Origin of the sequence: Variovorax sp. J22P240 (assembly GCF_030316855.1) — a bacterium.
Taxonomy (GTDB): domain Bacteria; phylum Pseudomonadota; class Gammaproteobacteria; order Burkholderiales; family Burkholderiaceae_C; genus Variovorax.
Window position 1 is genome coordinate 523,637 of record NZ_JASZYR010000001.1, and the last position, 12,485, is coordinate 536,121.

Sequence of the window (12,485 nt, forward strand, 5' to 3'; positions counted from 1 at the left end):
CCTTTCATGAACGAGAGTGCTCAATGAACGACGACCTGGACGCACGAATCCGCTCGGGCCAAGCGCTGAGCGAATCGATGGGCAATTTCCACGTGACCGGATGGGACCCTGACCGCAAGGCCCTCAAGGCCGAATTCACGGTTCGGCGCGAGTATTGCCACACGAACGGCACGATCGCCCAGGGCGGCTTCATCACGGCCTGGCTCGACGCGGCGATGGCGCATGCGGTGATTCACGACACCGGGCATGCGCAGACGGTCTTCAGCCTGGAAATCAAGGTCAGCTTCTACGAGAAGGTGGGCCCGGGCGAGGGTTGGGTCGAGGGGCGGGTGATCCGGCGCGGCAAGCGCGTGACCTTTCTCGAGGCTGCGCTCTACAACCCCGAAGGCAAGCTCGCGGCGGAAGCCACATCGACCGGGATACTCGCGGATCTCTAGACGCCTCAGTGCGAAAACATGCTTCGATGCAAGCGCCGCAGCGACAACCAGACGCTGGCTCCCACCAGCGGAATTGCCAATGCGGTGGTGGATTCGACAGAAAACGGCCAACCGATGCCTTGGGCACCCTTGGCCAGATAGCTCACCAGCCCGACGATGTAGTAGGTGATGGCAGCCACCGACAAGCCCTCGACCGTCGCCTGGAGCTTCAACTGCAGATCCTGGCGCTTGTTCAGCGCTTCCAGCAATGCCTGGCTGCTCTGCTGTTGTTCGATCTCGACTCTTGTGCGCAAGAGGTTGCTCACGCGGGAAACGCGCCCTGACAGCGCGTCCTGGCGCCGTGCCGCCCACTCGCAGGTCTTGCGCGCCGGCGTCAGGCGCCGCTCGATGAATTCGCCGATGGTCTGCAGGCCTTCCAGTGGTGCCTCGTCGATCTGCGTGATGCGTTGATCCATCAGCTCGAAATAGGCCGTGCTCGCCGAGAACCGGGAGTGTGTCGCCGCGTATTGGCTTTCCACGTGTGCGGCCAGCCGGGTAAGCCGATCGAGCAGCTTGGGTTCCTCGTGCCGCTCGGCGCTCCGGATGGCGAGCGCGATCTCTGCCAGATCGCCCTCAGCGCTCGCCAAGGCAGCACCGGCCTTTCGCGCCGCTGGCAATCCCAGCATCGCAGCCATCCTGTAGGTCTCGATCTCCAGCAGGCGCTGCACCAGCCTGCCCAATCTGCGTGGCGGCAACGCATCTGCATACACCAGGAAGCGAGAAGAGCCGTTCGGCTGAATGACGAAGTCGGCAAAGACTTCGGCCTGGTAATTCGCCACGGCCGAACCCAACAGGGCGTCTTCTCTCAGAACCTGTTGGCGCCAGGTGTCTCCGGAGGTTCGAGACCCGGGAAGGACCCACATATTGATGCTGCTGAGGCATTGGCCGGGCAGACCGCTCAGCCATTCTTGCGGCACCGCCTCGATCGCGTTGGCGAGTTGCTTGGCCGCCAGTTCGTTGTCCTTGAGGCGCACCGTGAATGTCCAGGTGACGAACTCCGTGTGCAATTCCCACCGAAGCCGAAAGGCTCCCAGGTCGACGCGCAGATGGGAAGTGTGCTCGTCAGGTGGCGGTACATGATGATCGCGCAAGAGCACGCCCAGGTGATGGCGACTCTCGACCCGCTGCGTTGAATCGGCGAGCATGACCAGATGCGCAATCCCCAATGGCGCCGTCATGGCCTCGGGCGGGCGGGCGTGAACTTCGTTGTGAAGCGATGCTCGTTCAGGGTGGGGAACCAGGTGCATGACGGGCCTGTCGTACTAGTCGTGAAAGTTGGTGCGCAGTGTGTCATGCCTCCCCGTCAATGCAGCTTCAGGCCCGGCACCTCCAGCGTCGTGCGCAGGATCGTGCCGGTCGCGGATTCGGTGCAGTGGAGCACTTTGCGTGCCGGTCCCCCGTAGGCCATATTGGTCAGGGACATGCCTTCGATGCTCCGCAGGACGATCACCGGCTCCGCGCGATGGTTCAGCACCCACACGTAGCCGAGGCCGGGGTTCGCCACGAGCAGGCGACCTTCTTCATCCATGGCAAGCCCGTCGGGGCCGCTCGGTCCGTAGGAGGTGAAGAACTGACCGACCTTCGCCACGCTGCCGTCCTGCATCAGCGGCACCCGCCAGACGCAGTTGCCCCGCGTCGCGGCGACATGAAGCACGCGTTCATCCGGCGAGAGCACCACGCCGTTCGGGCTCGGGACGTTATGCAGCAGCAGGTCGAGGCGGCCGTCCGGAGCGAGCCGGTAGACACGACCCGTAGGCTCGTGCATTCCGCTCTGCCCCTGGTCCGTGAAGTAGAGGTTGCCGCGCGAATCGAAGATCAGGTCGTTCAAGCCCCTGAAGCGCTCGCTGTTGCGTCGCTCCAGGTAGGGCTTGACCACGCCGCTGACCACGTCGAGCGCCATCAGGCCGTTCTTGTAGTCGGTGATGACGAGCGTGCGTTCGTCGGCGAACTTCATGCCGTTGGGCTCGCCGTCGAACTCGGCGACCAGTTCCCAGTGGCCAGCGGGGTCGATGCGGAAGATGCGTCCCCACGGGATGTCGGTCACGTACAGATTGCCGGCGGCATCGAAGACCGGTCCTTCGAGGAAGCTGTCGACGGGTGCCCCGCCGCGGTTCGCGTCGGCCCATGCCGAGCGCTGGCCGGTTCGTCGCCAGCGCTCCGGCATGCGGGTGAAGACGTCGAGATCGCGGACTTCGGGCGGCTGCAGCAGCATGCGAATCTCCTGGTGGATCAGAGGGCCGACTATTGTTTCTCGACCTTGGCGGCTGCAGCCACCGCGCTCCACAACTGCGTGTTGTCGCGCAGCATCTTCGTGAAGGCATCGCCCGACACCACCGAAGGCACCGAACCGAGATCGGCGGAGAACTTCTGCACGTCCGGGCTCGCCATGGCCGCTGCGACTTCCTTCTGCAAGCGCTGCATCACCGCCGCAGGCGTTCCCTTGGGTGCCCAGAGCCCCGTGAAGTTGATGACGCTGTAGTCCTTGATGCCAGCCTCGGCGAAGGTCGGAACATTCGGCAATGCCGCCAGGCGCTTGTCGCCGCTGATGCCCAGCAGCCGCACCTTGCCGCCCTTGACCTGGCCCATCACGCCGGGTGTCGACGCGATCTGGAAATCGATGGTGCCGGACAGCAGGGCCAGCGTGGCCTCGCCTGCGCCCTTGAACGGAACGTGCGTGACATCGATCTTCGCTGCGCTGGCCAGGGCCTCGGTAGAGAAGTGCGGCGTCGTTCCGGCGCCGCCGGTTCCGTAGTTGAGCTTGCCAGGGTTCGCCCTGGCGTAGCCGAGCAGGTCCGACAGAGTCTTGAAGCGGGACTCTGCGCCGACCACCAAGGCCATCGGGGCGAAGTTGAAGGCGGCAACCGGGAGCAGGTCGCGCTCGTGATCGAACGGAAGCTTGCTGAAGACGTGCGGCAGGATCGAGTAGGTCGTGTCGTTCGCCATCAAGGTGTAGCCGTCCGGCGCGGCCTTGGCGACCTGCTGCGCGCCGATCGTGCCGGTGGCGCCTGCCTTGTTCTCCACGAAGAAGCTCTGCCCGGTCTGTTCGGTGAGCTTCTGTGCGATGCGACGCGTGACCTGATCGACCGCGCCTCCGGGCGGATACGGCACGACGATGCGGACCGGCTTCGAGGGGTAGTCACCCTGCGCGAAGGCGGCGCCGCCGGCAGCACAGAGCGCCACCGTACACAGCGCGACCCGCATGGCCTTGCTTGAAATGCTCATTGAATGTCTCCTGATGGATTGCGAACAGGGCTGTCAGGCGGTCGCCCGCTGCTTCGCCAGGACCTCCAGCGCGTTCTTCGCTGCGGCAACCCCCATGTTCACGTAGGCGTCGCTGGTCACGCCACCGATGTGCGGGCTCAGGACGAATCCCTTTTCACCCTGGAAGGGATGCCCGGCGACCATCGGCTCGACCGCAAAGCTGTCCAGGCCCGCGGCCATCACCTGGCCCGAGCGCACGGCGGCAAGGAGTGCGTCTTCGTCGATCAGGCCACCTCGCGCGGTGTTGATCAGGATCACGCCGCGACGAGTCTTCGCCAGCGTTTCCGCATTCACCATCTTGCGGTTTTCCTCGGTCAGCGGGCAATGCAGGGAGATCACGTCGGCTTCACGCCAGATCGTCGGCATGTCGACCAGTTGCAGACCGTCGGGCACGTTCCTGGCAAACGGATCGAAGCCGATCACACGCATGCCGAGGGCATTGGCCATCCGCGCAAAGCGCAGACCGATCGCGCCCAGCCCGACCAGCCCCACGGTGCGACCATTCAGTTCGAGGCTCTTGTGCGTGGCCTTGTCCCAATGTCCGCCGTGCATGCGCTCATCGAGCGATACGACGGACTTTGCGCAGGCGAGCATCAGCGCCAGCGCCTGCTCGGCGACGGCCGCGGCATTGGCGCCAGCCGCGGCGACGACTTCGATGCCGCGTTCTCCGGCTGCGGCCTTGTCGATCGTGTCGGTGCCGCTGCCGTGCTTGGAGATCACGCGCAGAGAGGGCGCCGCATCCATCGCCGTCGCGCCGACCTTGCTGTAGCGAACGATGATCGCGGCGGGATCGTGCCGCGCGCAGAGCGCCACCACGTCGTCTTCGCTCGGTGTCTTGCCGGCGAAGATCACCTCGTGCCCTCGCAGGAGTTCGAGGGCTTGCGGCGCCAGGTCCGCGCCGGTGACGAGAATGGTGCTCATAGCGTCTCTCCTTCCTTGAGGACGCCGGCGGCCCGCAGCGCGCCGTCGAGCCACGAGGCGGAGGTATTGCCTTCCTTGATCGCTGCGATGCGCTTCGCTTCGTCCTGCACTTTCTTGCGCGCCGCGCCGACCAGCGATTCGATCTTCTCGCGCTCGACGACCATCACGCCGTCGCCGTCGCCGATGACGAAGTCCCCGGCGCGCACCGTCACGCCGCCGACGGTCACCGGATGTCCGATGCGGCCACCGATGTTCTTGGTCGGGCCGTTCGGATTCGTGCCGACCGAAAACACCGGGTAGTCCATCTCGTCGATCTCCAGGCTGTCGCGCACCGCGCCGTCCACGACGACGCCGGCTATGCCGCGCTGGCGGCACGCGGTCATCATGATGGTGCCCATGAGCGCCGAGGTCTGGTCTGCCTTGCCATCGATGACGAGGACGTCACCAGGCTTCGCCAGCGCAATCGCTGCATGGATCATGAGGTTGTCACCCGGCCGCACCTCGACGGTCAGGGCCGGGCCGGCGACCTTCATTCGGCTGCGCAGGGGCTTGATCCGGCCATGCAGCGCGCCGCGGCGGCCGGCCACGTCGGCCAGGATCGCCGGCTGGAATTCGGAGGCTTGCTTGACGATGTCGGCGGGAACGCGCTCGAAGTCGCGAATGATCTCGGGGAGTGGGTGGCTCATGATGGGTCTTTCGATGAAGGGAGGCAAAAGGGAGATGAAGGGCAGGGCATGGCTGCGCCATGCCGGGTCGCACATGCGGTGCCGACTGGGTTTCCGGCGCGCCGGTGATCAGGTGGAGTGGTAGGTCAGTCGACCTTGGCGCCGGAGTCCTTGACGACCTTCCCCCAGCGGACGATGTCGTCCTGGATCAACTTGCCGAATTGCTCGGGCGTGCCGCCGAGCACATCCGCGCCCTGGCCTTCGAGCTTCTTTCTCACGTCGGCGTCCTGCAAAGCCTTGTTGAAGGCAACGTTGAGCTTGGCCACGGCGTCCTTCGGCATGGAGGCTGGCCCGGCAATGCCGAACCAGGTCACCGCCTCGAAGCCCTTGAAGCCGGACTCCGCAACGGTGGGCACATTGGGCAGGTCGTTGACGCGCTTGTCCGACGTGACCGCGATCGCGCGCATCTTGCCGCTGCGGATGTGGCCGATCAGGGTCGGGACCGATGACATGTAGAGCTGGATCTGCCCGCCGATCAGATCGGTCGCGCCCTGCGCCGCTCCCTTGTAGGGCACATGCGTGAACTTCACGCCCGCGACCTTCTGGAACTGCTCGACCGCCAGGTGGGCGACCGTGCCGCTGCCCGAGCTTGCGTAGTTGATCGCATCGGGCTTGGCCTTGCCGGCGGCAATGACGTCGGCCAGCGTCTTGTAGGGAGAGTCTGCCGCGACGACGAGAACCAACGGCGAACTGGCGACCAGCCCTACCGGCGCCAGATCCTTCTGCGGGCTGTAGGGCAGCTTCGAGTACAGCGTGGGATTGATGGCCAGGTTGCTGGTCTGCCCGAGCACGATGGTGTATCCGTCCGGCGCCGACTTGGCGGCAGCATCGACGCCAAGGTTGCCGCCAGAACCCGGCTTGTTGTCGACGATCAGCGTCCAGCCCTGCTGGGTCGCGACCTTGGTCGCGACTTCACGGGCGATGGCGTCGGTGCCGCCGCCGGCCGGAAAGGGCACGATGAGCTTGATCGGCCGCGAGGGATAGGCCTGCGCGAATGCAGCGCAACTGGCGAAGGATGCGACGACGAGCAGTGCGGCGCGGCGGGAAAGTTCGAGCTTCGAGATAGGCAAGGTTGTCTCCGGTTCGTGATCTGGTTCGGGGCCTCTTCAGGCATGGACGGACTGTAGATTTGCGTTCCGATACGTACAATGGGGTTGCACCAGACGGACCATGACCCATGCAGCGAAACAATGTCCAAGAGAAGAAAACCAGCGGATCCGTCGATGCGGAAGTCGCGACCGAGGGCCAGGAATCCGGAGGAGTCACTGCCGTTAAACGGGCTCTTCAGTTGCTGGAGGCGTTCGGCATGCAAGACCAGCGCCTCTCCCTCGCGGAGCTGACGCGCCGCAGCGGCCAGCACAAGACCACGGCCTTGAGGCTTCTCCGAACGCTGGCCCACAGCGGCTACGTCGTCCAGCGCGAGGATGGCGAATGGCGGCTGGGGCCGGCCGCTGGCTGGCTTGGAGCGCGCTATCAGGCAGCCTTCGACGTCAACAACGTCGTCGAGCCGATGCTGCGTGAGCTGACGCAGGCGACCGGCGAGAGCGCGGCCTTCTATGTGCGCGAAGGAAACATCCGCACGTGCATCGTGCGGGTCGAGGGGCCGCAGCCCATCCGCCACCATGCGCGAATGGGCTCGGCCCTTCCGCTCGACAAGGGCTCGCCGGGCCGGGTCATCCTCGCCTTTTCAGGCGAGCCTGGCGCCCTGTACGAAGAGATCAGGCAGCGCGGCTACCACTTCTCCATTGGCGAGAGAGAGGAGGGCGTGGCGACGGTGTCCGCGCCGGTCTTCGGCCTGAACTGGCGGCTGCTCGGTTCGGTGTGCATCTCGGGGCCTGCCGATCGCTTGCCGAAGAACAAGTTGCTGCGGCACGCGAAGACGATCATCAAGGCCGCCAATCAACTGTCCTACGCGCTCGCCGGAAGCTCGACGCCGCAGACACCGAAGGTAGTGTCCGCCTGGCACCCCTAGCCCGCGGTGAGAATGTTCGCCGTACGAGCCCCGCGGCGGGCTTGATCGACACACGGAGTCCTGCATGCAATGGACAGAAATCTTCGGGTATCTCGGCGCGCTGATGACGCTGACCACCTTCTCGATGAAGACGATGCTGCACCTGCGCATGGCAGGGATCCTGTCGAACCTTGTCTTCATCACCTATGGGGGCCTGGGTCACGTCTATCCGGTGCTGCTGCTCCACCTGGCGCTGCTGCCCTTGAACGTGTGGCGCCTTCGGCAGTTGCAGCAGCTGACCCGTGAAATGAAGCTCATCACTTCGAGTCGACTCTCGATGGAGTGGCTCAAGCCCTTCTCCCGCCGCAAGTCGGTTCAGGCTGGGGACACGCTTTTTCGCGCGGGCGACGCGGCTGCGGAGGTCCTGTTCGTACTCAGCGGGCGCTTTCGCGCGCTCGAAGCGGATGTTGCCCTGGAACCGGGAGAACTCATCGGCGAGCTGGGACTGATCAACAGGGCGCACCAACGGACTCAGACCGTCGTATGCGAACAGGCCGGATCACTCCTGGTGGTGACCTACGACGAGGTCAGGCAGATGTACTTTCAGAACCCCAAGTTCGGCTTCTTCTTTCTGGAACTGGTGGCGGAGCGGTTGATGCGGGACGCGAAGCGAACGACGCTGGCGCCGGATGTGGACCCCCGTCGTGACGCAGGCAGCCCGAGCGCAGCCTGAATTCCATCTTGATGCCGATCCCTTCGGGCGTATAAACCGTCCCGGAGAACACCACTTGAAAATCATCATCCTCGGCGCAGGCCGAATCGGCGAGAGCGTGGCCGGCACGCTCGTCTCGGAGCGCAACGACATCACCGTCATCGACACCGACGGCGCGCGCCTGCGAGAACTCGAAGAACGCTTCGAACTGCGTGGTGTGGTGGGCAGCGGCATCGAGCCCGATGTACTGGTCGAAGCCGGCGCGCGCGATGCCGACATGCTGATCGCCTGCGCCGCGCAGGACGAGACGAACCTGGTCTGCTGCAAGGTCGCCTACCAGATGTTCGGCATCCCGACGCGCATCGCGCGAGTGCGTTCCAACGCCTACAAGGAAGACAGCCCGCTACTCGGCAAGGAAGGCTTTGCGGTCGATTGCGTGATCTGCCCGGAGGAATCGCTGACCCGCTACATCGGCAAGCTGGTCGAGTACCCCGAGGCGCTGCAGGTGCGCGAATTCGCCAACGGACTGGCCTGCCTGGTGTCGGTGCGCGCGGTGGCGGGCGCGCCGATGGTGCGTCACAGCATCGCCGAACTGCGCGAAACCGTACCCGATGCCGACATGCGCATCGTCGGCATCTATCGCCGGCTCGAGAACGAGCCCGACCGATTCATCGTCTGCGAAGGCCCGACGCTCATCGAGCCTGGCGACGAGGTCTTCGTGCTGTCGGCGCGCGAGCACCTGCAATCGGTGCTGTCGGCGCTGCACCGCTACGACCAGGCCGACCATCGCGAGGTCGAACGAATCATGATCGCGGGCGGCGGCCGCGTGGGGCTGCGGCTCGCAAAGCAGCTCGTCGAGACCGGCCGCAAGTACCAGATCAAGGTGCTGGAGCGCGACCACGCGCGTTGCGTGCAACTCGCCTCCGAACTTCCGCACGACGTGCTGGTGCTGCACGGCGACGGCACCGACGAAGACTTGCTGGAAGACGAGGGGATCGAGAACATCGACCTGTTCCTCTCGCTCACCAGCGACGACGAGGACAACATCATGGCCAGCCTGCTGGCCAAGCGCCTGGGTGCGACGCGCGTGCTGGCGCTGATCAACCGGCGCAGCTACGCCGACCTGATGCACGGCACGCAAATCGACATTGCGCTGTCGCCCGCGCAGACCATGCTCGGCGAGCTGCTGGCCTATGTGCGGCAGGGCGACGTGCAGGCGGTGCACAGCCTGCGCCGCGGCGTGGCCGAGGCGCTGGAGATCGTGGCGCGCGGCGACCGCAAGACATCGCGCGTGGTCGGACGCAGGATCTCGGAGATCCAGTTGCCCAAGGGCGCGCAGTTCGGCCTGGTCATGCGCGGGCTGCCGGACATCGGCGAGGGCATGATCCCGGCAGGCGAGGCGCCGCCGACACCGGCGAAAGTGATCATCGCGCGCGGCGACACCGTGATCGAGAGCAACGACCACGTCGTGATCTTCGTGCCGCGCAAGCGCCTGGTGCGCGACGTGGAAAAGTTGTTCCGCGTGAGCGCCACCTTCTTCTGACCCCCCGGGCCTCGTTCATGAGCGACTTCTTTCCGGTGTTGCGCGTGCTCGGCGCGCTCCTGACCTTCTTTTCGTTCGGCATGTTCGTACCGTGGGTCATCTCGCAGACGCACGCCGACGGCCTGCGCCACGTGTGGGCCATCTCCGCCGGGATCTCCTTCGTCTGCGGCGCCGCGCTGTGGGGCGGCCTGCGCCGCTACAAGCGCGAGCTGCAAGCGCGCCACGGCATTTTCCTGGTGTCGTTCACGTGGTTGCTGCTGCCGCTGTTCGCCACACTGCCCATGATGTGGGCGCTCGACAGCATCGGGCGGCCGGTCAACTTCACGCACGGGTATTTCGAGGCGGTGTCCGGCCTCACGACCACGGGCGCGACGGTGCTCGTCAAGCTGGACGAGTTGCCCGTGTCGATCAACGTTTGGCGCACCTTCCTGCAATGGCTTGGCGGCATGGGCATCCTGGTGCTGGCGGTGGCCATCCTGCCGCTGCTGGGCGTGGGCGGCAGCCAGCTCTTCAAGGCCGAGGTGGCCGGGCCCATCAAGGACAGCAAGATCACGCCGCGCGTGAAGGACACCGCCAAGGGGCTCTGGGGCATCTACGCGACCTTCTCGACGATCTGCTTTCTCGCGTACTGGGCCGGCGGCATGACGGCCATGGACGCGATGATGCACATGTTCACCACCGTGAGCCTAGGCGGGCTCTCGTCGCACGACGCGAGCTTCGCGCACTTCGGGTCGCCTCTGCTCGAAGGCGTGGCAGTGGTCTTCATGCTCGCGGCGAGCTGCAACTTCGCGCTGTACTTCGTCGCGATGCGAAAGGGTCACTGGCGCGGCTTCTGGCGTGACCCGGAGTTGCGCGCCACGCTCACCGCGCTGATCGGCGGCGGCCTGATCGTGGCGATCGTGCTGTGGGTGAAAGGCGTCTACGGGCCGGTGGATGCGCTGCGCTACGGCTTGTTCCACACCATCTCGGTCGGCAGCACGACCGGGTTTGCCACCGTCGACTACCTGGCCTGGCCGGTGTTCGCGCCGCTCTTCATGCTGCTGCTCTCGGGCGTGGCGACCAGCGCAGGCTCGGCCGGCTGCGGCATCAAGATGGTGCGGGTTCTCATCCTGGTGAAGCAGGCGCGGCGCGAGATGACGCGCCTCGTGCATCCGCGCGCAGTGCAGCCGGTGACGCTCGGCAACATGGTGGTCGACCACCGTGTGATCTTCTCCGTGCTGGCCTTCATGCTGGTCTACGGCGTGACCACGATCTCGCTGAGCATGCTGCTGGTGCTGACCGATCTCGATCCGGTCACGGCCTTCAGCGCCGTGCTTGCCAGCGTGAACTGCACCGGCCCGGGGCTCGGCACCGTCGGGCCGGCCGGCAACTTCAGCGGCCTGACGAATTTCCAGGTGTGGGTCTGCACCTTCGCCATGGTGCTCGGCCGGCTGGAGATGCTGAGTTTCATCGCGCTGCTGACCCCCTCGTTCTGGCGCAAGTAGTCAGCTGCGGTCGCATGTCGGCCGACTCCGTTCGCTCTGCGGGAAGACCTGCGTTGTTGCGCTGGTGCCGATCGGGTAATGTCCCCCGCCATCAATGTCCCAAGGATCAGATGGTGACTCGACGCAATCCGAACACTGTCCAATGAATCTCGACGAGATCACTCAGGCCGTCATCGCTTTCATTCGGGCACATGAGGGATGGGCAGTTCCGATCGTGCTGGTCCTCGCGTTCGGGGAATCGCTGGCATTCATTTCCCTGCTGGTGCCCGCGACCGTGATCCTGTTTGGCGTGGGTTTTCTCATCGCGGGCAGCGGCATTTCGTTCTGGCCGATCTGGTGTGCCGCTGCGGCCGGAGCCTTTCTGGGGGACTGGTTGTCCTTCTGGATCGGCGCACGACTGAAGAGCGATGTCGGCAACTATTGGCCGTTATCCCGCCGTCCTGACCTGATCCCGCGAGGGCATCGGTTCTTCGAGCGCTGGGGAGTAGCCGGTGTGTTTTTCGGACGCTTCTTCGGCCCCCTGCGCGCATCCGTGCCGCTGGCAGCGGGCATCTGCGACATGTCCGTCACAACATTCCAGATCGCCAACATCGCCTCGGCGATGGTGTGGGCCACTGGCATCCTGGCGCCCGGTGCGTTCGGAATTCAGTGGCTGCAGACGTGGCAGTGAGTCGCCCCGCGAGACTTCGCGAAGCTACGACGCCTTGCATGCCGTACCGAGAAATCGAGTCGCTTGCCCTTTGGGGCAATACGGTTGCCCGTTGGCCCTATTTGAGGCTCCCAACGTGCCTGTCAGGATGCGAAACAGCGAACAAGGCGAAAGTCCACCATGAAATCCAACACCAGGCCCAGGGCGCCCGTGAGGCAGCGGGTGATCGACGAGCTCGTGGAAGTCGCGATCCTCACTGCCTACCTCTTTGTCACCATCGGCGCGATGAACCTGATGAAGGCCGCGGTACTTGAAGATCATGGCATCCACCTCGCGTACTGGGGTGTTGCCATCGTGAAGGCCTTGTTGCTCGCCAAGTTCATGATGGTGGGCAAGGCACTGAGGATCGGAGAGCACAACCCCGAAAGCCCGCTCATCTGGCCGACGCTGCGAAAGGCGTTCGTCTTCGTGCTGCTGTTGTTCTTCCTGACGGTCGTCGAGGAGGTCCTGGTCGGCTGGTTTCACCGGCGCTCCCTGGGCGACTCGCTGGGCGAACTGTTCGGCGCGCGCTTGCCCGAAGTGCTGGCCGGGACGCTCATCCTGTTGCTGGTGCTCATTCCCTATTTCGCGTTCCAGGTGCTCGCCGAAGCGCTTGGCGAACGCAGGCTGGTCGCGATGTTCCTTTGGGACCGGCATGCGGGCGAAAGCAGACCGCACGCCACGGATCGCGACGGTTAGCCAGCGTCACGAAGTTGCAGAACGA

Annotated in this window: 13 protein-coding genes; 7 read left to right on the plus strand and 6 right to left on the minus strand. The window is 65.0% G+C overall.

What is annotated here, in order from left to right:
- Positions 1–23: 23 nt before the first annotated feature.
- Positions 24–437 (plus strand): PaaI family thioesterase, encoded by a 414-nt coding sequence (locus QTI24_RS02610; protein WP_286598131.1) that lies wholly within the window; start codon positions 24–26, stop codon positions 435–437.
- 5 nt (positions 438–442) lie between these two features.
- Here the strand turns inward: QTI24_RS02610 and QTI24_RS02615 are convergent, their stop codons facing one another.
- The 6 genes from QTI24_RS02615 to QTI24_RS02640 all read right to left on the minus strand — a co-directional run bounded on the left by QTI24_RS02615 (position 443) and on the right by QTI24_RS02640 (position 6,453).
- A complete protein-coding gene (locus tag QTI24_RS02615; RefSeq protein ID WP_286598133.1) occupies positions 443–1,723 on the minus strand; it encodes a DUF3422 family protein in 1,281 nt (426 codons plus the stop codon).
- A gap of 56 nt (positions 1,724–1,779) precedes the next feature.
- Positions 1,780–2,688 (minus strand): SMP-30/gluconolactonase/LRE family protein, encoded by a 909-nt coding sequence (locus QTI24_RS02620; RefSeq protein WP_286598135.1) that lies wholly within the window; start codon positions 2,686–2,688, stop codon positions 1,780–1,782.
- A 29-nt stretch (positions 2,689–2,717) separates the two neighbouring features.
- Positions 2,718–3,698, minus strand: a complete 981-nt coding sequence (locus QTI24_RS02625) for a Bug family tripartite tricarboxylate transporter substrate binding protein (RefSeq protein WP_286598136.1) — start codon at positions 3,696–3,698, stop codon at positions 2,718–2,720.
- 33 nt (positions 3,699–3,731) lie between these two features.
- Positions 3,732–4,658, minus strand: coding sequence for an NAD(P)-dependent oxidoreductase (locus QTI24_RS02630; RefSeq protein WP_286598137.1), 927 nt, complete (start codon positions 4,656–4,658; stop codon positions 3,732–3,734).
- Positions 4,655–5,344: an RraA family protein gene (locus QTI24_RS02635; RefSeq protein WP_286598138.1), complete on the minus strand. Its 690-nt coding sequence runs from the start codon at positions 5,342–5,344 to the stop codon at positions 4,655–4,657. Before QTI24_RS02635 ends, QTI24_RS02630 begins: the two co-directional genes overlap by 4 nt.
- A 125-nt stretch (positions 5,345–5,469) precedes the next feature.
- The gene (locus tag QTI24_RS02640) at positions 5,470–6,453 is read right to left on the minus strand and encodes a Bug family tripartite tricarboxylate transporter substrate binding protein (protein WP_503011188.1); all 984 of its coding nucleotides are present in this window, start codon (positions 6,451–6,453) and stop codon (positions 5,470–5,472) included.
- Between the two features lie 107 nt (positions 6,454–6,560).
- Between QTI24_RS02640 and QTI24_RS02645 the strand changes: the two genes are divergently transcribed.
- The 6 genes from QTI24_RS02645 (at position 6,561) to QTI24_RS02670 (ending at position 12,460) form a co-directional block, all read left to right on the plus strand.
- Positions 6,561–7,355 carry an IclR family transcriptional regulator gene (locus QTI24_RS02645; RefSeq protein ID WP_286598141.1) on the plus strand — a complete coding sequence of 265 codons (795 nt, stop codon included), beginning with the start codon at positions 6,561–6,563 and terminating at the stop codon, positions 7,353–7,355.
- A 64-nt stretch (positions 7,356–7,419) separates the two neighbouring features.
- Positions 7,420–8,067, plus strand: coding sequence for a Crp/Fnr family transcriptional regulator (locus tag QTI24_RS02650; RefSeq protein WP_286598142.1), 648 nt, complete (start codon positions 7,420–7,422; stop codon positions 8,065–8,067).
- A gap of 55 nt (positions 8,068–8,122) precedes the next feature.
- The gene (gene trkA, locus QTI24_RS02655) at positions 8,123–9,589 is read left to right on the plus strand and encodes a Trk system potassium transporter TrkA (RefSeq protein ID WP_286598143.1); all 1,467 of its coding nucleotides are present in this window, start codon (positions 8,123–8,125) and stop codon (positions 9,587–9,589) included.
- 17 nt (positions 9,590–9,606) lie between these two features.
- On the plus strand, positions 9,607–11,073 hold the full coding sequence (locus tag QTI24_RS02660; RefSeq protein WP_286598145.1) for a TrkH family potassium uptake protein: 1,467 nt from the start codon (positions 9,607–9,609) through the stop codon (positions 11,071–11,073).
- A gap of 142 nt (positions 11,074–11,215) precedes the next feature.
- Positions 11,216–11,743 carry a DedA family protein gene (locus QTI24_RS02665; protein ID WP_286598147.1) on the plus strand — a complete coding sequence of 176 codons (528 nt, stop codon included), beginning with the start codon at positions 11,216–11,218 and terminating at the stop codon, positions 11,741–11,743.
- 159 nt (positions 11,744–11,902) lie between these two features.
- Entirely contained in the window at positions 11,903–12,460 is a 558-nt protein-coding gene (locus QTI24_RS02670) for a hypothetical protein (RefSeq protein ID WP_286598148.1), read from the plus strand.
- Positions 12,461–12,485: the final 25 nt, after the last annotated feature.

Excerpts from the sequence above, each read along its gene's own strand:
- QTI24_RS02610 (WP_286598131.1), top strand. The coding sequence starts at position 24 with ATGAACGACGACCTGGACGCACGAATCCGCTCGGGCCAAGCGCTGAGC.
- QTI24_RS02615 (WP_286598133.1), bottom strand. The coding sequence starts at position 1,723 with ATGCACCTGGTTCCCCACCCTGAACGAGCATCGCTTCACAACGAAGTT.
- QTI24_RS02620 (WP_286598135.1), bottom strand. The coding sequence starts at position 2,688 with ATGCTGCTGCAGCCGCCCGAAGTCCGCGATCTCGACGTCTTCACCCGC.
- QTI24_RS02625 (WP_286598136.1), bottom strand. The coding sequence starts at position 3,698 with ATGAGCATTTCAAGCAAGGCCATGCGGGTCGCGCTGTGTACGGTGGCG.
- QTI24_RS02630 (WP_286598137.1), bottom strand. The coding sequence starts at position 4,658 with ATGAGCACCATTCTCGTCACCGGCGCGGACCTGGCGCCGCAAGCCCTC.
- QTI24_RS02635 (WP_286598138.1), bottom strand. The coding sequence starts at position 5,344 with ATGAGCCACCCACTCCCCGAGATCATTCGCGACTTCGAGCGCGTTCCC.
- QTI24_RS02645 (WP_286598141.1), top strand. The coding sequence starts at position 6,561 with ATGCAGCGAAACAATGTCCAAGAGAAGAAAACCAGCGGATCCGTCGAT.
- QTI24_RS02650 (WP_286598142.1), top strand. The coding sequence starts at position 7,420 with ATGCAATGGACAGAAATCTTCGGGTATCTCGGCGCGCTGATGACGCTG.
- QTI24_RS02660 (WP_286598145.1), top strand. The coding sequence starts at position 9,607 with ATGAGCGACTTCTTTCCGGTGTTGCGCGTGCTCGGCGCGCTCCTGACC.
- QTI24_RS02665 (WP_286598147.1), top strand. The coding sequence starts at position 11,216 with ATGAATCTCGACGAGATCACTCAGGCCGTCATCGCTTTCATTCGGGCA.
- QTI24_RS02670 (WP_286598148.1), top strand. The coding sequence starts at position 11,903 with ATGAAATCCAACACCAGGCCCAGGGCGCCCGTGAGGCAGCGGGTGATC.